This window comes from Methylobacterium bullatum, assembly GCF_014845095.1.
Classification (GTDB): domain Bacteria; phylum Pseudomonadota; class Alphaproteobacteria; order Rhizobiales; family Beijerinckiaceae; genus Methylobacterium; species Methylobacterium bullatum.
Map to the genome: position 1 here is coordinate 39,711 of NZ_NKUG01000051.1, position 19,832 is coordinate 59,542.

The following is a 19,832-nucleotide window of genomic DNA, read 5'->3' on the forward strand; positions in this document are numbered from 1 at the left end:
ACGGCAAGGGCCGATGCCTGACCGTACAGGGTCCGGCATCTGGCGACCGGCTATCGGCACGGGGCTGCGTGAGGGGGTTGGACGCCGTGGACTGGGACAAGATCCGGATCTTCCTCAACGTCGCCGAAGCCGGCAGCTTCACGCGTGCCGGCGACGATATCGGCCTGAGCCAATCGGCGGTGAGCCGGCAGATCAGCGCCCTCGAACGGGAGTTGAAGGCCCCTCTCTTCCACCGCCATGCGCGGGGCCTCATCCTGACCGAGCAGGGCGACCTGCTGTTCCGGGCGGCGCGGGACATGAAGCTGCGCCTGGAGAACACCCGGGCGCGTCTCGTGGAGACGAGCGAGCGGCCGAGCGGCGACCTCAAGGTGACGACGACGACGGGCCTCGGCACCTCGTGGCTCGCCCAGCGCGTCGCCGAATTCCTCGACCTCTATCCCGACGTGCGCGTCGAACTCATCCTCACCAACGAGGAACTCGATCTCGCCATGCGCGAAGCGGACGTCGCCGTCCGGATGCGGCGCCCGGCCCAGCCCGACCTGATCCAGCGGCGGCTGTTCACGGTCCACTACCATGCCTTCGCCTCGGCCGATTACGTGAAGCGGTTCGGCGAACCCAAGGCGATCGCGGATCTCGACAACCACCGCCTCGTGTCCTTCGGCGGCAACGAGCCGTCCTACCTGCTGGCGACCCACTGGCTCTCGACGGTGGGCCGCGAGGGCCAGGAACGGAGGACGATTCACTTCACGGTGAACAACATCGCGGCCCTGCAGAACGCGATGGAGACCGGTGCCGGCATCGGCATCCTCCCCGACTACGCCGTGGAGGGGCAGACCGGCCTCATGCAGGTCCTGCGCGACGTCGAGATGCCGCATATGGAGTCCTACCTCGTCTATGCCGAGGAGATGCGCTCAGTCGCCCGGGTGCAGGCCTTCCGCGACTTCCTCGTGGCCAAGGCCCAGCGCTGGACCTACTGACCGGCAGCCCGCTCAGACGAACAGGCGCTCGTTCTCGAGACCCTTGTAGAGCCCGGCCACCTGCTCGCCGTAGCCGTTGTAGATCAGTGTGGGCACTCGCTGGTCGGTGCCCAGCACACGCTCCGAGGCCTGGCTCCAGCGCGGATGTGAGACCGCCGGGTTCACGTTGGCCCAGAAGCCGTATTCCGAGGCCTGGAGTCCTTCCCAGAAGGTCTTCGGCCGCTCGGCGACGAAGGACAGCTTCACGATCGACTTCACCGATTTGAAGCCATACTTCCACGGCACCGCGAGGCGGATCGGCGCGCCGAACTGATTGGCCAGCGGCTTGCCGTAGATGCCCGTGGCGATGAAGGCGAGATCGTTGTTGGCCTCCTCCATCGTCAGCCCTTCCACATAGGGCCAGGGATACAGGAACGAGCGCTGGCCCGGCGCCATGGACTTGTCCATGAAGGTTTCCATGCGGAGGTACTTGGCCCCCGATGCCGGCTTTGCCAGGGCCACGAGCTTCGAGAGCGGGAAGCCCGTCCAGGGCACCGACATCGACCAGGCCTCGACGCAGCGGTGGCGGTAGAGGCGCTCCTCAAGGGTCATCTTGCGGACGAGATCGTCGATCCCGATCTCGAACGGCTTCTCGACCAAGCCGTCGATCTTGAGGGTCCAGGGCCGGGTCTTCAGGGCGTTGGCCGCCGGCAGCACGGTCTTGGACGTACCGAACTCGTAGAAGTTGTTGTAATCCGCCGAGAACTTCTCGGCCGTCAGCGGACGGTCCAGCGTATAGGCCTCGTTGCGCGCGGCCGGGTAGAGGCCGCTCGTCGGGTCGGCGGCGGCGAAGGCGCCCTCGACGCCCACGAGGGACGTCGCGGCGAGGCCGGCGACGCCGCCGAGCAAGGCGCGGCGGTTCAGGAACACGCTCTCGGGCGTGGCGAGGCGCTCAGGCATTTCCCAGCCGCTACGGCGCTTGATGTACATGTGGCGTCCTCGAACAAGGATAGGGATGGCCGCGCAGGGCGGCCTCGTCCCACGAAGATCGGCCCCGCCGCCCATCCGTGCAAGCGGGGCCTATCGTCACCGTTCGGCGAGACGCCGTCGCCGGTTACATCGGCGGGCTCGTCAGGGGCGCGGCGACGCGTCGCGCAGGGCCCGGCGCAGCACCTTGCCGACATTGGTCTTCGGGAGCGCGTCGTGGAAGACCACGCGCCTCGGCACCTTGTAGCCGGTGAGCTGCTGGCGCGCGTAGGTCCGCAGCGCCTCGACGCCGACGCTGCTGTCCTTGAGCACCACATGCGCGACGACCATTTCGCCGGTCTCCTCGCATGGCGTGCCGATAACGGCGCATTCGAGCACGCCGGGATGGCCGACGAGGATCTCCTCCACCTCGTTCGGATAGACGTTGAAGCCCGAGACCAGGATCATGTCCTTCATCCGGTCGACGATACGCACCTGCCCGTCCGCCTGGAGGATTGCCACGTCGCCGGTGCGGAAATAGCCGTCACCGGTCGTCGCCCGCGCGGTCTCGTCCGGCCGCTTCCAGTAGCCCGCCATGACCTGCGGGCCGCGCACGCAGAGCTCGCCGGGCTCGCCCGGTAGGACGTCCCTGCCCTCGGCATCGCGGATCGCCACATCGGTGGAGGGAACCGGGAAGCCGATCGTGCCGGTCCAATCCGCCCGAGGGTCGTTCACGCAGACCACGGGCGAGGTTTCGGAAAGCCCGTAGCCCTCGACGATGGACTTGCCCGTGATCGCCTTCCACCTGGCCGCCACGGGAGCCTGCACGGCCATGCCGCCGGCGATGACGAAATGAATCCTGGAGAAATCCACCTCCGCGATCTTCGGATGGTTGTTGAGCAGGTTGAACAGCGTGTTCACCCCGGAGAAATGGGTGAAGCGGTTGCCCTTCAGGGTCTTCACGAACCCGTCCACGTCGCGGGGATTGGGAATGAGCAGGCAGCATCCGCCGATGCTCATGAACAGGAAGAAGCATCCGGTGAGGGCGAAGATGTGATAGAGCGGCAGGGCCGTGACCATCACCCGGTCGACCCCGTCGGTTTCCGACACGCAGAACCAGACCCGGCACTGAGCCACGTTGGCGACGACGTTGGCATGGGTCAGCATGGCGGCCTTGGCGGCGCCCGTCGTCCCCCCCGTATATTGCAGGAACGCGAGGTCCTGCGGCCCGACCGACACCGACGCTTTCGGCAGGCTTCGGCCGCGGCGCAGGACCGTCTCGAAGCGCAGCGTCTTGCCCTCGGGCAGACGATAGGGAGGCACCGCCTTCTTGATGTGGCGCGAGACGAGATCGACGATCCGCCCCTTGAGGCCGAGCCCGTCGCCCGGTCCGGCGACGACGATGCGGCCGAGATCGATATCGGCGCCCGCGCTGGCGACGGTATGGGCGAAATTCTCGAGGACGAAGAGCGCCCGAGCCCCCGAATCGTTGATCTGAACCGTCAGTTCGCGCGGGGTGTAGAGCGGGTTGACGTTGACCACGACGCAGCCGGCCAGGAGGATCCCGTAGATCGCCGCCGGATAGGCCGGCACGTTCGGCATCATCACGGCGATCCGGTCGCCCTTGCCGAACCCTTCGGCCACCAGCCAGGCCGCGATCGCGTCGGCGGAGGCGCCGAGTTCGGCATAGGTGATGGACTTGCCGAAACAGCGGATCGCCGGGCGGGCGGCACATTCCGTCGTGCTGAGGCGCAGGATGTCCACGAGGGTGCGCTGGCTGGCGACGTCGATCTCGGCGGGTATGCCGGGCGGATACATGGAGAGCCATGGGCGCACGGAAACCGGCCCGGGGGCCGTGCCTTGGATCATCTCGATCCTCCCTCTGATGTGCGCGGCAGATTGTTATCCGCGCAGCGGCTTGGTGCCGCGTTCGTTCATATGTAAACTATCTTTTCGGCGACTCTGTCACCGGATCAATCCGCAACGGAGAGTGTATCGGGTTTCTTCCGACGCGATCTGTCACGAAGCGCCAGCCAGACCAGTATGGCATGAGGCAGAAACGCGGCGAGAACCAGAGACATCCCCATCCCTGCCTCGCCGGCCGACATTGCGCGGCGGGGCCATGGCCCGAAACCGGCCGGATGGGCCTGCCCGATCACCGCGAAGGCGAACCACAGGGCGAGAAAGCCCGTTCCGCAGCGGAAGAGACCGATCGCGAGGCGGCGGCCCCATGACGGGGCGGACGCACCACCGCCGATCAGAATCCGGCTCACGGCCAAGGCCGACCCGAAGACGAAAGCCGATGCCGCGGCGCCGATGGCAAAGGCGGCATTCATGGGCTGGTAGGTGAGGAAGGTCATGCCGCCGGTGGCGAAGCCCGCCCGGAGAACGAGACCGCCGAAGGTCGGATAGAGGCCGAGGGCGAGGAGCAGCGCGGCCCCCGCCAAGGCCCCGGCGATGCGCCTGGGCAGGGACGCCGTGCCCGTCGCCGCCATCGCGACGATCCGCGCGAGAGCGTAGATCAGCGCGAAGGTGAAGAGCGGGTATTGCAGCAGGAAGAACCCGTAGAAGCGCGCCGCCAGATCGGGCGGAAGCGCCGAGGCCTGGCTCAGGCCGGCGAGGGCTGAAGCGCAGACCGCGAGCACCGCAGCGATGACCGGAAGTGCCGCAGCCATGACAGACAGTGCCGCGGCTGCGGGAGGAGAGGCGGCGGCCGGGACAAGCACCGCGGACGCGCCGCCGGATGCCATCACGCCTCGTAATTGTCGCGCACGAGCCGGTCGAGGAGACGCACGCCCCAGCCGGCGCCCCAGCTCCGGTTGATCTCGCTGGGGCTCGACGACATCGCGACGCCGGCGATGTCGAGATGCGCCCACGGCACGTCGTTGACGTAGCGCTTGATGAAGGACGCGGCGGTGGCCGCGCCGCCATGGCGCCCGCCGGTGTTCTTCATGTCGGCGAATTTCGAGTCGATGGCCTTGTCGTAGGCCGGGATCAGCGGCATCCGCCACACCGCCTCGCCGGTGGCCTCGCTGGCGGCGGCGATCTTGGCGGCGAGCGCATCGTCGTTGGAGAACATGCCGGCGATGTCCTGGCCGAGGGCGACGATGATCGCCCCGGTGAGGGTCGCCAGATCGATCATGAATTTCGGCTTATAGGCACTCTGCACATGCCAGATCACGTCGGCGAGGACGAGGCGCCCCTCGGCGTCGGTGTTGATGATCTCGATGGTCTGGCCGGACATGGAGGTGACGATGTCGGCCGGGCGCATGGCGTTGCCGTCCGGCATGTTCTCGACGATGCCGATGGCGCCGATGGCGTTGACCTTCGCCTTGCGCGAGGCAAGCGCGAACATCGTGCCCACGACGCAGGCGGCGCCGCCCATATCGCCCTTCATGTCTTCCATGCCGCCGGCGGACTTGATCGAGATGCCGCCGGAATCGAAGCAGACGCCCTTGCCGATGAAGGCGATCGGCGCTTCCGAGGCATCGTCGCCGCCGTTCCAGCGCATGACGACCACGCGGGCCTCACGCGTCGAGCCCTGCGCGACGGCGAGGAGCGCTCCCATGCCGAGGGCCTCGAGCTTGCCGGGACCGAGAACCTCGACCTCGACGCCGAGCTTGGTCAGTTCCTCGGCGCGCCGCGCGAATTCCTCGGGATAGAGAACGTTCGGCGGCTCGTTGATGAGTTCACGCGCCAGGAGGACGCCGCCGGCCACGGCCTCCGAGACCTTGGAAGCCGCCTCCGCCGCCGAGGGATCGGCGACCATGAGGGTGAGCGCGGTGACGCGGGCTTCCTCGCCCTCCGGCTTCTTCTTCGTCTTGTAGCGGTCGAAGCTGTAGACGCGCAGACGCGCGCCGAGGGCGAAATCGGCGGCGTTCGCGGGGCTCACCGAGGAGCCGGGCCAATCGAGGGCGACATGGGCCTGGCGGCCGCTCACCTTGCTGGCCGCATAGCCGCCCAGAGCCGGCCAATCGATCTTGGCGCGGTCCTTCTCCGAACCGAGGCCGATGACGAGGAGCCGGTCGGCATCGATCCCGGCGGGGGCCGGGAGTGCCAGGGACGTCAGCGACTTGCCCTTGAACCGCTCGCTCGCGGCGGCGCGCGCCAGCAGGTCGGCCGCGCCGCGGCCAAGGGCCTGCGCGACCGTGGGCGAAAGGGCCAGATCATCTCCGACGAAGAGAACGATGTCGCCGTGGCCGACCGGGCCGAGCGGCCCGAATGCGATCGTGATACCGTCCGCCATAAGTCACGCTTTCCGAAGGTCTGAATTGGTCCGTGCGGCCCGACACACGGCGCCGCGACGCTCCCTGTGTACCCGTTGATGCGAAGAACGCAACGCGATCCGGCCGCCGCGAAAGCGCCTGATTTGAAGCGCCCCAAGGCGATCGACATCGGTGGACGGGTGCGATGCCGGGGGGCATGAGGAAGGCCCGTGGGACGCGTCCCACGCAAGCCGCGCGTAAGGCCCGCCACGAGATCCGATGACGCAGATCGAGCGCTACATATTCAGGATCGCGGCCGGGGCCTTCCTCGCTTGCCTGATCGGCCTCACGGGCACGATCTGGGTGACGCAGGCCCTGCGCGAACTCGACCTGATCACGGCCAAGGGCCAGACCCTCATCGTCTTCTTCCTGATCACCGGATTATCGGTGCCGACGCTGATCACCGTGATCGCGCCCGTGGCCCTGTTCATCGCCGTGGTCTACGCCCTGAACCGGCTGAACGGCGATTCCGAGCTCATCGTCATGTCGGCGGCCGGCATGCAGCCGCGGCGCATCCTTCGCCCGTTCCTCACCCTGGGGCTCATCGTGAGCGCCGGCGTCGCCTTCCTCACCATCCAGGTGATGCCGTCCTCGTTCCAGGAACTGCGCGACGTGCTGACCCGCGTGCGCGGCGACTTCATCGCGAACGTGGTGAAGGAGGGCCAGTTCACCGAGCTCGACAGCGGCATCACCTTCCATTTCCGCGAGCGCGGCCCGGGCGGAACGCTGCAGGGCATCTTCATCCAGGACAAGCGCGAGGCCGGAAAGACGGTGGTCTATCTCGCCGAGCAGGGTCAGGCTGTGGATTACGAGGGCCAGAGCTACCTCGCCCTCGAGAAGGGCAGCATCCACCGGCAGCAGAAGGATTCTCGGGATTCCTCGATCATTACCTTCGAGCGCTACACGGTGGACCTCGCGGCCTTCACCCCCCCGGACGGCGAGACCGTCTACAAGCCGCGCGAACGGTCGACGGCGCAGCTTCTCTTCCCCGATACGACCGAGACCTATTACCAGTCGCAGAAGGGCCGCTTCCGCGCGGAAGTGCACGACCGGCTCTCGGCCTGGCTCTACCCGCTCGCCCTGACCCTCATCGCTTTCGCGGCACTCGGCGACCCGCGCACCACGCGCCAGGGGCGCGGCCTCGCCATGGCGGGCGCCGTCGTCGCCGTCATCGTCCTGCGCATCGCGGGCTTCGCGGCCAGCAGCGCGGCGGTGCGAAGCCAGGGCGCCGTCGTCGCGATCTACGCCGCCCCCGCCCTGGCGCTGGCGATTTCCTGCCTGATCGTCTTCAACGGTGCCGCGGTGCGGGACTGGAACGCGCGCGTCTCCAGGACCCTCTCGAATCTCGGCCGCGCCGTGATGCGTCGACCGCGCCTCGGCGACGGGTGAGGCTGCCGCCATGATGATCGGCTTCACCCTCGGACGCTACTTCGCCCTGCGCTTCCTGCGCACGGTGCTCGGCGTGTTCATCACCGTCTTCGCCTTGGTCTACACGCTGGATTTCGTCGAATTGCTGCGCCGGGCGGGCGACACGGAGGGCGCGTCCACAAGTTTGATGGCGCAGCTCTCGCTCTATCGCACCCCGGCGGTGGCCGAGGGCGTGCTGCCCTTCGCGATCCTGTTCGGCTCCATGGCGGCGCTGCTCCAGCTGTCGCGCAAGCTCGAACTCGTGGTGGCGCGGGCCGCGGGCATCTCGGCCTGGCAGTTCCTCCAGCCCGGCATCCTGGTGGCGCTGGCCATCGGCGCCTTCACGGTGGGGATCTACAATCCGGTCTCCGCCGCGATGAAGCAGCGATCCACCGAAATCGAGGCGAGGATCTTCGCGAAATCCACGAAGGCGAATTCCGGCAAGGACCTGTGGATTCGCCAGAACAGCCTCGACGGCCAGGCGATCCTGCGTGCCGGGACGGCGATCGAGGGCACGACCACCCTGGCCGGCGTGTCGGTCTATACGTTCGACGAGGCCGGGGTCTTCGTGTCGCAGATCGAGGCCGCGCGCGCGACGCTGCATGACGGATACTGGACCCTCCAGGACGCGCGGCTCCTCACCAAGGGCCAGCCTCCCGAGAGTTACGACACCTACATTCTCGCCTCGAACCTCGACGCCGGACAGGTGAAGCAGCGCTTCACCCCCCCGGAATCTGTGCCTTTCTGGCAACTGAACGAGACCATCGCACGCACGGAGAGGGCGGGGTTGGATGCGACGCGCTACCGACTCCAGTATGATGTCCTCATGGCGAGGCCCGTTCTCTTCGTTGCCATGGTGCTCGTGGCAGCCAGCGTTTCCTTAAGGTTCTTCCGCTTTGGTGGAGTGGGCAAGCTTGTGCTTGGCGGTGTGGCGGCGGGGTTCTTCCTCTACGTCGCGCGGCAGGTCATGGAAGGCCTCGGCGCATCAGGCATCGTGTCGCCCCCGGTGGCGGCATGGTTCCCGGCCGTGGTAGGGAGTCTTCTCGGTACGCTCACGCTTCTCTATCAGGAGGACGGCTGATGCCGTTGTCGGTGACGGGACGCGAAACGAGGCCGAGGCAGAGGTTGGGACACGGGTTGCGTACAGTCTCCGACATCGCGAAGCTCGCCGGGTTGCTGGCGTTCGTCTCCGGCGCCGCGCTCACGCTCGGCTCCGATGGTGCGAGCGCGCAGGCTGCCGGCCAGAGTGACAGGGGCCAGGCCCGCAAGGCTGCGGCGCCCAAATCCGCTGTGGCACCCAAGGCCGCCGCGCAGCCCGCTCCTGCCCCCACGGGCAAGCCGGCCGAGCGGCTCCTCGTCGAGGCCGCCGAGCTGATCTACGACAACGACAACAACACCGTCACGGCGCGCGGCAATGCCGAGCTGCATTACGGCCCGCGCACCCTGCAGGCCGACCGCGTGCGTTATGACAGGGCCAGCAGCCGCGTCTTCGCCGAGGGCAACGTCCGTCTCACCGACGAGACCGGCGCCGTCGTGACCGGCGACACGATGGAACTGACGGACGATTTCCGGAACGGGTTCGTCGACGCCCTGCGCATCCAGCAGACCGTGGAAATGCGGGGCCAGCCGGTCCGCACGCGCTTCTCCGCGCCGCGCGGCGAGCGGGTGGACGGCGAACAGACGACCTTCGAATCCGGCACCTACACCGCCTGCGAGCCGTGCAAGAACAATCCGGAGACGCCGCCCCTGTGGCAGGTGCGCGCCGCCAAGATCATCCACAACAACGAGACCCACATCATCGGGTTCGAGGAATCGACCCTCGAGATCGCCGGTATCCCCGTCGGTTACCTGCCCTATTTCGAGGCGCCGGACCCGACGGTGAAGCGCAAGACCGGCTTCCTCACGCCGCGCTTCATCACCTCCACCGCCCTCGGCAGTGGCATCTCGACGCCGTTCTTCATCAACGTCGCGCCGAATTTCGACATCACCCTGACGCCGTCCTTCCTGAGCGAGCAGGGTATCCTCGGCCAGGGTGAGCTGCGTCACCGGCTCGACACCGGAACTTACACCATCCGCGCCAGCGGCATCTTCCAAACGACGCCCAGCGCCTTCCTTCCCGGGCCGCTCGGCGCGGGAGACCGCGACTTCCGTGGTTCGATCGAGACCACGGGCCAGTTCTACATCAACGACCGGTGGCGCACGGGCTGGGACGTGGTCGGCGTCACCGACAAGTGGTTCCTCGACAATTACCGCGTCCGCAATTCGAGCATCACCACGGATTACTTCCGTGAGGCGGTCTCGACGGCCTACCTGATCGGCCAGGGCGACCGCTCCTGGTTCGAGGCGCGCGCCTACTATTTCAAGGGTCTGTCGAGCTACGATTGGCAGAAGGAGCAGCCGGTCGTCGCGCCGGTGATCGATTACGACAAGCGCATCAACGGTCCGGGCTTCCTCGGCGGCGAAGTGCGTTTCGAGGCCAACATCACCCATCTCGACCGTGAAGCCACGGATTTCCAGGCGATTCCGCGCACGGGCTCCTACTACTTCAATCCCACGGTCAACGGGACGACCTACTCGCTCTACGAGACCTGCACCACCTTCACGCGCAGCACCTGCATCATCCGCGGCCTGTCGGGGAGCAACACCCGCGCATCCGCGCAGCTGTCATGGCGCCGGACCTTCATCGACGATGCCGGCCAGGTCTTCACCCCGTTCGCCTATCTGCGCACGGACGCCTTCTTCGTCGATCCGCGCAATTCCGGCTATCAGAACGCCCTCGCGCAGACGATCAGCACCACGGATTCGGATTTCTCAGGGCGGGTGATGCCGGCGGTGGGTCTCGATTACCGCTATCCCTTCGTGAGCAATTTCGGCCCCCTCGGCGTCCACACCCTCGAACCCATCGCGCAGGTCGTGATCCGTCCGAGCGAAACGCATATCGGCCGCCTGCCCAACGAGGACGCGCAGAGCCTCGTCTTCGACGACACGTCGCTGTTCGAGTGGGACAAGTTCTCCGGCTACGACCGTGTCGAAGGCGGCGTCCGCACCAATCTCGGCGCGCAATACTCGGTGGTGACGCCGTCGGGCTGGTACGCGAACGTGATGTTCGGCGAATCCATCCAGGTCGCCGGGGTCAACTCGTTCCGTCGGGGCGATCTGGCCAATGTCGGCCTCGATTCCGGCCTGGAGCGCCGGGAATCCGATTATGTCGGACGCTTCCAGCTCTCGCCCAACCAGAACATCAGCTTCGTCACCCGTGCGCGGTTCGAGCAGCGGGACTTCACCGTCAACCGCCTGGAGACGGGCGTCATCGCGCGCCTCAACCCCTTCGCGCCCATCGACCTGTCGATGTTCTATTCCTACTACGCCGCCCAGCCCCTGCTCGGTTTCAACAACCGCAGAGAGGGCCTGACCGCCTCGGCGACCTACCACATTACCCCGAACTGGTTCGTCACCGGCTCGGCCCTCGTCGATCTCACGCACTATCTCGACGTGCGCGATAATTTCGCCAACGCCTACACCTCCTATCTCGCCAATCCCGTGGGCGCGGCGCCGGTCTATACCAATCCCGGCCGCGCCAACCTCGCCGGATTGAGCATCGGCGGCGGTTATCAGGACGAGTGCACCACCTTCTCGCTCAACTACATCGTCTCTCCGACGGCCGCGGCCCTGGGCGTCACGGAGCGCAACCGCACCGTGCTGCTGCGCGTCGAGTTGAAGACCCTCGGCGAAGTCGACCTGCGGCAGAACGTCAACATCGCGAGCACGGCCGACGGCATCGCGGCGACCCGGTGAGATCGGGCGAGAACCCGGCCTCGCCTTCTTCCGGCGACGACAGCAGGCCATGACGGTGCACAGACCCATTGCGCTCACGATGGGCGATCCCGCCGGTATCGGGCCGGAGATCGCCCTCATGGCCTGGCTGGCCCGGGACGAAGGGGCCGGGCTTCCGCCGTTCTTCCTCATCGGCGATCCCGATTTCATTGAGGCGCGGGCGAGCAGCCTCGGCTTTCAGGTGCCGGTGGCGGAGGTCGGACCCGATCTCGCGGTCGAGGTCTTTTCGCGCGCGCTCCCGGTCATGCCCCTGCCGAGCGGCACGCGTGTCGGCGCCGTGGCGGGACGGCCGAGCGCGGCCGATGCCGGCGCGACCCTCGAATCGATCATGACGGCGGTCGGTCTGGTCCGGTCCGGCGAAGCGATCGCCCTCGTCACCAATCCGATCGCGAAATACGTCCTGACCAGCGTCGGCTTCGCCTATCCCGGCCATACCGAGTTCCTCGCGGCCCTGGCGGCGGAGCCCGGCAAGGCCGCGCCGCTCCCCGTGATGATGTTGTGGAGCGAGACGCTGGCGGTGGTTCCGGTGACGATCCACGTCGCCCTTCGCCGCGTGCCCGATCTGTTGACGCAGGACCTCGTGGTCCGGACGGCACGCATCGTGGCGCGGGACCTGACGGAACGCTTCGGCATCCCCCATCCCCGCCTCGTCTTGTCGGGGCTGAACCCCCATGCGGGTGAGGCCGGCACGATGGGGACGGAAGACCGCGACGTTCTGGAACCCGCCGTGGCGCAGCTCCAGGACGAAGGGATCGACATCAGAGGCCCGCTTCCGGCGGATACGCTGTTCCATCCCCGCGCCCGGGCGGCCTACGACGTCGCGCTGACGCCGACCCACGACCAGGCCCTGATCCCGATCAAGACCATCGCCTTCGACGATGGCGTCAACGTCACGCTGGGTCTGCCCTTCATCCGGACCTCGCCCGATCACGGCACCGCCTTCGACATCGCGGGCAAGGGCGTGGCGCGGCCGGACAGTCTGACGGGCGCCCTGCGGCTCGCCGCCAGACTCGCGGGGCAACAGGCATGAGCGAGGACGGGCTTCCCCCCCTGCGCGAGGTCGTGCTGAAGCACGATCTCGCTCCGAAGAAGGCGCTGGGGCAGAACTTCCTGTTCGACCTCAACCTCACCGGGCGGATCGCCCGCGCCGCCGGCCCGCTGGAAGGGGTCACGGTGGTGGAGGTGGGGCCGGGCCCCGGCGGCCTGACCCGCGCCCTCCTCTCTGCCGGTGCCGCCCGCGTAGTCGCCATCGAGCGCGACCCCCGCGCCCTGCCGGCGCTGGCCGAGATCGCCGCGCATTATCCGGGCCGCCTCGACGTGGTCGATGCCGACGCGCTGAAATTCGATCCGCGCCCCCTCGTCGGTGAAGGAAAGGTGCGGATCGTCGCCAACCTTCCCTACAATGTCGGAACCCCCCTGCTGACAGGCTGGCTCACCGAAGCGGCCTGGCCGCCATGGTGGGACTCCCTCACGCTGATGTTTCAGCGCGAGGTCGCCGAGCGGATCGTCGCGGACGAATCCGACCGGGCGAATTACGGGCGCTTGGGCGTCCTGTGCGGCTGGCGCACCGAGGCGAACATCCTGTTCGACGTGGCGCCCTCGGCTTTCGTGCCGCCCCCCAAGGTGACATCGAGCGTCGTGCACCTCAGGCCGAGGCTCGCCCCCCTGCCCTGTTCGGTGACGGCACTCGAACGGGTGACACGGGCGGCGTTCGGCCAGCGCCGCAAAATGTTGCGCCAGAGCCTGAAAGCGGCAACGCCCGACCCGGCGCGCCTGCTTGACGCGGCGGGGATCCCCGAGACGGCCAGGGCGGAAGAGGTGCCAGTCTCGGGCTTCGTCGCGATGGCACGGGCGCTGGACTGAAGCCCGCCCGGACGACGACGCCGTGTGGTTGTCCAGGCGGGGCCGCCGCAGGGGCGACGGCCGTAATCGTTCAGAACTTGCCGAGCATCGGGAAATCGACGTTCAAGGCCGATTCGGCGGCCAGCGGCGCCTCGCGCCGGCGCGGCTTGCGGTTGATCACCTGTTTCAGCTTCGATTTCAGCACGGACATGTCGAACGGCTTCAGGATGAAGGCATCGGCGCCGGCCTGGTGCGCGAGGTTGATGTCCTCGAAATCGAACGACGCCTCGGTGAGGATGAAGGGCGTGTTCATGAGCGCGTCGTCGCCGCGGATCTCGCGCAGGAGCGTCAGCCCGTCCATCGGCTCCATCATCAGGTCCGAGATCACAAGGGCGTATTTGCGCTCGCGCAAACGCTCCAGCGCTTCGGGACCGCTGGTCACGCCGTCGACATCGGGGAAACCGATCCGCGTCATCAGCAGGATGACCAGCTTCAGCAGTTTCTCCTGATCGTCGACGATCAGGATCGGTGGGGTCTCACTCATGGGCTTTCGAAGCTCAAAGTCGGATATCCGACATCAGGAAGGCTGGGACGCAGCATCAGACGAAGAGATGGTCGATGCCCTGTTTGGCCAGCGATTCGGCCTGCAGGGCAACGGCGAGAGAATGGATCACCCCGCCTTTCGGAGTGCCGCGCTGAAACATCGGCAGCAGGCCGGCCTTCTGGAAGATCGCGTCGTTCGCCGGGTTGCGGATGACGGTCACGAACGAATTGACGAATTCCCGCTTCACGATCTCGCGCCACTCGACGATCTGCACGTCGCGATGCCGGGTATCGTTGCTGATCCGTCCGAAGGTGTCGTTCACGGAGGTGCGCTCGCCTTCGATGATCTGGGCGGCGAAATTCTGCTCCACCAGCAGGAAGCTCGTGATGACGGAGAATTCGTTCTTCTTCTGCGCCTGCCGCGTGATCTCGCCGAGCTGGCGAGTCCGGCCCGCCGCATCGGCGGCGAGATTGAGGCGCGAGAAATAGATGAGATGGACGAGGGTCGTCCGCTTGCTCTTCATGATCCCTCTCCGTTGCGCCAACGGCCCGACGATAACCGACCTGGGCATAACGCTGGGTAAACGACGCCGGCACTCTATCACGAAACCGGCAAAAGCTGCCGGGGCATTCCAGGCAAATGTCGGTTCTTGCCGGCCATCTAAAGAACTAATCTTGTATTTTCAATGAGTTAGATTTGGCATCCCGCTTGCGGATGATGGCATGAACCGATCTCGGTCCACATTATTTTCAACAAAGGTTGCCGGTCATGGATGTGTTTTCCGCGTTGCAGACGGCGGTCTCGGGCATGAAGGCCCAGGGCTTCTCCCTCGAGAACATCTCCGGCAACATCGCCAACTCGCAGACCACGGGCTTCAAGCGGGTCGATACCAGCTTCGTCGACCTCGTCGCCGAGCAGGCACCCAGCCGTCAGGTCTCTGGCAGCGTCAGGGCGAATTCCGTCCTGACCAACTCGATCCAGGGCAACATCATCGCGACCGAGACACCGACCAACATTGCCTTGAATGGACCGGGCTTCTTCGCCGTGCAGACGAAGACCAGTGACGTCAACGGCCAGACCTCGTTCTCGCCGGAAAATCTTTACACACGCCGAGGCGACTTCAAGCCGGACGACGAAGGCTATCTCCGCAACGGTGGCGGCGCCTACCTCACCGGGACCAATCTGAACCCCATCACGGGCAACGCCACAAGCCAAGGTCCGATCCAGATCTCGAAATTGCCTATCCCCGGTAAGGCAACGAGCGCGATCAACTATGCGGCGGAGCTTCCACAAGCCCCCTCTAAAGATCTGGTTGGAACGGGCCTTGCTGGCAACCCTAATCCGATCGTACTGACGGGAGTGGGAGGCGGAACCGTTGCCTCGGGAGTTGAGGCAAAAAAACTCATGGACGGCAGTATGGCAGGTCCAATGCTGACGACATACTCCGCCATTGGAGCACCTGTAGACCTGAAAACAGTATGGACAAAAATTCAAGACGCAGCTGCAGCCACAACGATTACGAACGATGATGGCACTACAACTGCAGTTCCCGCAAAGAATGCCGTATGGAATTTATTCTACGCCAACGACACTACGGTGAGCGGTGCGGACTCTTCATGGAAGAACGCGGGAACAGCCTTCGAATTCGACGCGGGCGGCACGCTCCTGAAGCCAGATGGGGGATCCATCACGCTCGCCGCGCCGACGATCGACGGTGTGGCTCTCGGACCGATCACCATCAATTATGGCCAGGGATTAACGGCTTTCGGAAAAGGGGAAGTTGTAACATCGAAGCTTAATCAGGACGGATTTACATCAGGCTCATACAAAGACAGCTATATCAGCGAAGATGGAGATGTCGTTGCTAACTACAGCAACGGAAATTCTGTTACTATTGCTAAAGTCAAGGTTGTGCAGTTCACAAACCCCGACGGGTTGAAGGCAGACTCATCAGGAAATTATCGGCAGACGCTCGATTCAGGGAATCCCCTGGTTGGCCTCAATGGCACGACGATCGAAGGCCAGAATATCGAGCAGTCGAATACGGACATTGCGAGCGAATTTTCTAAGATGATCGTAACCCAACAGGCCTATTCTGCGAACACGAAGGTCATTTCGACCGCGCAGGACATGATGTCCTCGTTGATCAATATCATCCGCTGAGTTCCGAGGTTTCCGGTGACGTAAAGGGAGGGCAAGCGTGTCGTTATCAGCCCTGAACACGGCCATGGCCGGCCTGAAGACCACTCAGGCCGCCATCGGCATCGTCTCGCAGAACATCGCGAATGTCGGCACCACCGGCTATGTCAAGCGCTCGCTCGACACTGTCGCCCAGGGGCCCGGCAATTCCGGCGTTGCCCTCGGCACGATCGACCGGGTCTTCGACGAGAATTCGTTGAAGCAGCTGCGGCTGGAGACGTCCGGCGCGTCCTATACGGGCATGATGGCGGACGTCCGGACCCAGCTCGACAAGCTCTACGGCACGCCCGGCACGACGAGCGCCCTCGACGGGGTGATGAACAGCTTTACCCTGGCGCTCCAGACCCTCGGCGCTGCCCCGGACTCCGCGCCCGCCCGCTCCGCCGTGGTCGCGGCGGCATCGAACCTCGCGACGAAGATCGGAAGCATCGCAGAGGGGGTCCAATCCCTGCGCACCGCGACCGAGAGCCAGCTCTCCAACGATACGTCGGCGGCGAGCGGCCTGCTCTCGTCCATCGCCCAACTCAACGTCAAGATCGCGGCCACCAGCGACGATGGGTCCAAGGTCGCCCTGCTCGACCAGCGCGACCAGGCCCTCAATTCCCTCTCCGGCTATCTCGACGTGCAGGCCTCGGTGCAGCGCGACGGGACCGTCACGGTCATGACCAATTCCGGCATGACCCTGGTGGACCGGGCCAGCGCGGCGAGTTTGAGCTTCGACGGCCGCGGCACGCTCGGTCCAGAGGACAGCTACTCCGCGGACCCGGCCCAGCGCGGCGTCGGAACCATCACGGCGACCACGCCGGGCGGCGGAACGATCGATCTGGTGGCCTCGAACGCGATCCGCTCGGGCTCGCTGGCCGCCGGAATCGAGCTGCGCGACACGGTTCTGCCCCAGGCCCAGCGCCAGCTCGACGATCTCGCGGCGGGCCTGTCGCGGTCGCTGTCCGATACGTCGGCGGTGGGCACGCCCGCCTCCACGACGACCGGAGCGGGTTTTGACATCGACCTGACCGGCCTCAGCGCCGGCAACGCCATCACGATCAGCCTCAAGGATGACAAGGGCGCCCAGCGCAACCTGATCCTGGTTCCGTCCAAACTGAATCCGCCGGCCGCCGTGAACCGGACCGATGTCGCCGACCCGCTGGCGACCATCGTGCCGTTCACGCTGGAGAGCGACCCGGCCAAGCTCGGCGCCTCGATCGCCGCTGCCCTCGGCTCGTCATTCACCGTGACGTCCAACGGCACTGTCGGCAAAGAAGGCGCGGTCAGAATCCTGACCCCGGCGAACGGGACCACGACGATCCAAGGGATCAGTGCGAGCGTCACCCAGTCGAAAACGGCCGACGACGTGACGAACGGCAAGCCGCAGATCCCGCTCTTCGTCGATGGCGGCGGCCAGGCCCGTCTCTTCACCGGCTCGTTCGATGGCGGCTCGCAGCTGACGGGCTTTGCTCAACGCATCGCCGTGAACCCGGCGGTGGCGGCGAAGACCGAATCGCTGGTGAAGATGTCGTCATCCACTCCCGCCAACGACGTATCGCGGCCGCAATACCTCCACAACGCCCTCACGACCGCCAACCGGACCTTCTCGGCGGCGAGCGGAATCGGCGGCATCAGCGCCCCCTTCACGACCTCGGTTCAGGACTTCACCCAGAAGATCATCGACGCCCAGGGCGCCGCCACCGCGACCGCACAGTTTCTCGACGAAGGGCAGAGCATCGCTCTGGCGACGGCGCAGAGTCGGTTCGCGGGCACATCCGGCGTCAAGATCGACGAGGAGATGTCGAAGCTCGTCGGGTTGCAGACGGCTTATACCGCCAATGCCCGCGTCCTCACAGCCGCGCGCGACATGCTGGACACGCTTCTCCGGATCTAGAGATTCCTCACGGACTTCCTGTCCGTGAGGTTGCTCCAGGTCTTCTTTCCGCATTTCGTTCTTCCGAAACGTGGGCTCCACGGTTCGGGTCACTTGTCCGGCGTCTTCCAACGGTCATACCCGTGAAGACCCTTTCGCCGAGGTCACGATGACGATCAGCGCCTTCACGGCAGGCACCTATTTTCAGGATCGCAACACAGCGAATCTGGTCAGCCAGAAGGCGCGCCTCGATGCGTTGACGACCCAGCTCAGCACCGGACGCAATGCGGAGACGTATGGCGGCATCGGCTCTGCGCGAACCACCAGCCTCTCTGCCCACGCCTCGCTCAGCGCGCTCGATGGCTACGATGCCGCGATCAACGCGAACACCACGCGGGTGACGGTCGCCAGTTCGGCGGTGACACAGCTCTCCAACCTCAGCGGCATCGTCCAGGGTTCGTTGAATAGCGGGTCGATCGCGTCCGGTTCGAACGCCGTGCAGGTAGCCAGGAACAGCCTGGACGCCGCCGTGGACGCCTTGAACCAGGACGTCGCCGGCAATTACATCTTCGGCGGTCGCGATTCTGACGCCCCACCCGTCGCCTCGTCGGATGCGATCCTCAACGGCGTGCCCAGCCGCAACCTCGACGGCCTCAAGACCGTGGTGAGCGAACAGATCGCCGCCGATCTCGGCCCGAACGGCAATGGCCGCATCGCCACGAGCGTGTCGGGCTCCACCGTGACGGTCAGCGAAGAGGGTGCCGGAGCCGGAGGCACGGAGGCGCGTGCGAATTTCGGCTTCAGCCTCGTCTCTGCGGCGAGTTCGAACCCGGCGGCCATCACGACGGGGCCGATGACGGCGCGCACGAACCCGGACGTCACCTTCTCCGTGGCCAACGCGCCGGCGGAAGGCGACCGCATCCGCGTGGCGATCAACCAGCCCGACGGAACCCAGAGTTTCACCGACCTGATCGTCACCGCCAATCCTCCGGCGGATTCCACCAACACGATCCCGCTCGGTACGGCCGCCGACACCGCCGCCGCCCTCACGAAGAGATTCGAAAACCAGCCCGTTGCCAGCATCCAGGGCAAGGCCTCCCTCGGGCTCGCCGCGAATTTCGGCGCCGGCACGCCGGCTTCGGTAGAGCTCAATGTGAAGACCCCTCCGGCGGCGGGGGACACGCTGACCTTCAAGCTCGCGCTTCGTGACGGCACCACGCAGACGATCACGCTGACCGCGAAGGCGAATGCGGATGCGAAGTCCACCACCGAGTTCTCGCTGACCGGTGACGTCGCCGCCAACATCTCAACCGCCCTGTCGAACGCGCTGAAGGAGACGGCGGGGACGACCCTCTCGGCGAGTTCGGCGTCGCGCGCCACCCAGGATTTCTTCGCCGGGTCGAAGACCGAGGGTCTTGCGCCGCGCCGCGTATCGGCGGACGGGAACGGCTACGCGGAAGGAGCCAGCGCCACGACCGTCATCTGGTACACCGGCGACGATACCTCCACCGATCCACGGGCGACGGCATCGGTGCAGATCGGCTCGGACCGAAAGATCGGCATCGGAGCCCAGGCCAACGAGGCGCCGATCCGCGCGGTCCTCGCCGGGATCGCGCAGGTCGCGGTGCAGAGTTTCACCACCACGCAGACCGGAACGTCGGAGGCGGCACGCTACCTCGCCGTCGCGGAACGCTCACGCTCGGTTCTCACCTCCACCAACGGGCGCGAGGGATTACAGGCCATGGCCAGCGATCTCGGCCTCGCGGCCAAGACCATGACGGAGACGAAGGCCGACAACCGCGCCGCCAGGGCCACCCTTCAGGACAGTCTCGACGGCGTCGATACGGTCTCCCTCGAGGAAGTGACAGCGAAGCTCCTGGCGCTCCAGAACCAGCTTCAGGCGAGCTACCAGGTGACCTCGATGCTCTCGAAGCTGACGCTGACGAACTACCTCTCCTGAA

15 protein-coding genes are annotated in these 19,832 nt (G+C 66.0%); 9 read left to right on the top strand and 6 right to left on the bottom strand.

The features are described 5' to 3' along the window. The first annotated feature begins 86 nt into the window (after positions 1 to 86). Positions 87 to 977: a LysR family transcriptional regulator gene (locus tag MBTS_RS07725; RefSeq protein ID WP_026176123.1), complete on the top strand. Its 891-nt coding sequence runs from the start codon at positions 87 to 89 to the stop codon at positions 975 to 977. A 12-nt stretch (positions 978 to 989) separates the two neighbouring features. Here the strand turns inward: MBTS_RS07725 and msrP are convergent, their stop codons facing one another. The 4 genes from msrP to MBTS_RS07745 form a co-directional block, all read right to left on the bottom strand. Then, a complete protein-coding gene (msrP, locus tag MBTS_RS07730) occupies positions 990 to 1,946 on the bottom strand; it encodes a protein-methionine-sulfoxide reductase catalytic subunit MsrP (RefSeq protein ID WP_192215350.1) in 957 nt (318 codons plus the stop codon). Between the two features lie 141 nt (positions 1,947 to 2,087). Beyond that, positions 2,088 to 3,791: an AMP-binding protein gene (locus MBTS_RS07735; protein ID WP_192215351.1), complete on the bottom strand. Its 1,704-nt coding sequence runs from the start codon at positions 3,789 to 3,791 to the stop codon at positions 2,088 to 2,090. Between the two features lie 104 nt (positions 3,792 to 3,895). Continuing rightward, positions 3,896 to 4,597 carry a hypothetical protein gene (locus MBTS_RS07740; RefSeq protein ID WP_238253990.1) on the bottom strand — a complete coding sequence of 234 codons (702 nt, stop codon included), beginning with the start codon at positions 4,595 to 4,597 and terminating at the stop codon, positions 3,896 to 3,898. 74 nt (positions 4,598 to 4,671) lie between these two features. Then, positions 4,672 to 6,168 carry a leucyl aminopeptidase gene (locus MBTS_RS07745; protein ID WP_018044861.1) on the bottom strand — a complete coding sequence of 499 codons (1,497 nt, stop codon included), beginning with the start codon at positions 6,166 to 6,168 and terminating at the stop codon, positions 4,672 to 4,674. Positions 6,169 to 6,406: 238 nt separating this feature from the next. Here MBTS_RS07745 and lptF point away from each other — a divergent pair, with 238 nt between their 5' ends. From lptF to rsmA, 5 genes are read left to right on the top strand one after another with little or no spacing between them, the layout of a single operon-like run. Then, the gene (lptF, locus tag MBTS_RS07750) at positions 6,407 to 7,576 is read left to right on the top strand and encodes an LPS export ABC transporter permease LptF (protein ID WP_056148089.1); all 1,170 of its coding nucleotides are present in this window, start codon (positions 6,407 to 6,409) and stop codon (positions 7,574 to 7,576) included. Between the two features lie 10 nt (positions 7,577 to 7,586). After that, complete coding sequence (gene lptG / locus MBTS_RS07755; protein ID WP_018044863.1) at positions 7,587 to 8,675, top strand: LPS export ABC transporter permease LptG; 1,089 nt, start codon at positions 7,587 to 7,589, stop codon at positions 8,673 to 8,675. Between the two features lie 56 nt (positions 8,676 to 8,731). Beyond that, positions 8,732 to 11,389, top strand: coding sequence for an LPS-assembly protein LptD (locus MBTS_RS07760; protein ID WP_192215353.1), 2,658 nt, complete (start codon positions 8,732 to 8,734; stop codon positions 11,387 to 11,389). A gap of 49 nt (positions 11,390 to 11,438) precedes the next feature. Further along, positions 11,439 to 12,458: a 4-hydroxythreonine-4-phosphate dehydrogenase PdxA gene (gene pdxA, locus MBTS_RS07765; RefSeq protein ID WP_147829428.1), complete on the top strand. Its 1,020-nt coding sequence runs from the start codon at positions 11,439 to 11,441 to the stop codon at positions 12,456 to 12,458. Then, positions 12,455 to 13,291, top strand: a complete 837-nt coding sequence (gene rsmA / locus MBTS_RS07770; protein WP_056148080.1) for a 16S rRNA (adenine(1518)-N(6)/adenine(1519)-N(6))-dimethyltransferase RsmA — start codon at positions 12,455 to 12,457, stop codon at positions 13,289 to 13,291. Before pdxA ends, rsmA begins: the two co-directional genes overlap by 4 nt. A 70-nt stretch (positions 13,292 to 13,361) precedes the next feature. Here rsmA and MBTS_RS07775 read toward each other — a convergent pair whose 3' ends face one another. Both MBTS_RS07775 and MBTS_RS07780 read right to left on the bottom strand, forming a co-directional pair. After that, positions 13,362 to 13,814, bottom strand: coding sequence for a response regulator (locus MBTS_RS07775; protein WP_056148076.1), 453 nt, complete (start codon positions 13,812 to 13,814; stop codon positions 13,362 to 13,364). Between the two features lie 55 nt (positions 13,815 to 13,869). Beyond that, on the bottom strand, positions 13,870 to 14,337 hold the full coding sequence (locus tag MBTS_RS07780; RefSeq protein ID WP_018044868.1) for a BLUF domain-containing protein: 468 nt from the start codon (positions 14,335 to 14,337) through the stop codon (positions 13,870 to 13,872). 245 nt (positions 14,338 to 14,582) lie between these two features. Between MBTS_RS07780 and MBTS_RS07785 the strand changes: the two genes are divergently transcribed. From MBTS_RS07785 to MBTS_RS07795, 3 genes are all read left to right on the top strand, one after another. Beyond that, positions 14,583 to 15,977, top strand: coding sequence for a flagellar hook protein FlgE (locus tag MBTS_RS07785; RefSeq protein WP_147829426.1), 1,395 nt, complete (start codon positions 14,583 to 14,585; stop codon positions 15,975 to 15,977). 37 nt (positions 15,978 to 16,014) lie between these two features. Then, positions 16,015 to 17,892 (top strand): flagellar hook-associated protein FlgK, encoded by a 1,878-nt coding sequence (flgK, locus tag MBTS_RS07790; RefSeq protein WP_192215354.1) that lies wholly within the window; start codon positions 16,015 to 16,017, stop codon positions 17,890 to 17,892. A gap of 148 nt (positions 17,893 to 18,040) precedes the next feature. Continuing rightward, positions 18,041 to 19,831: a hypothetical protein gene (locus tag MBTS_RS07795; RefSeq protein ID WP_192215355.1), complete on the top strand. Its 1,791-nt coding sequence runs from the start codon at positions 18,041 to 18,043 to the stop codon at positions 19,829 to 19,831. Position 19,832 lies beyond the last annotated feature (1 nt).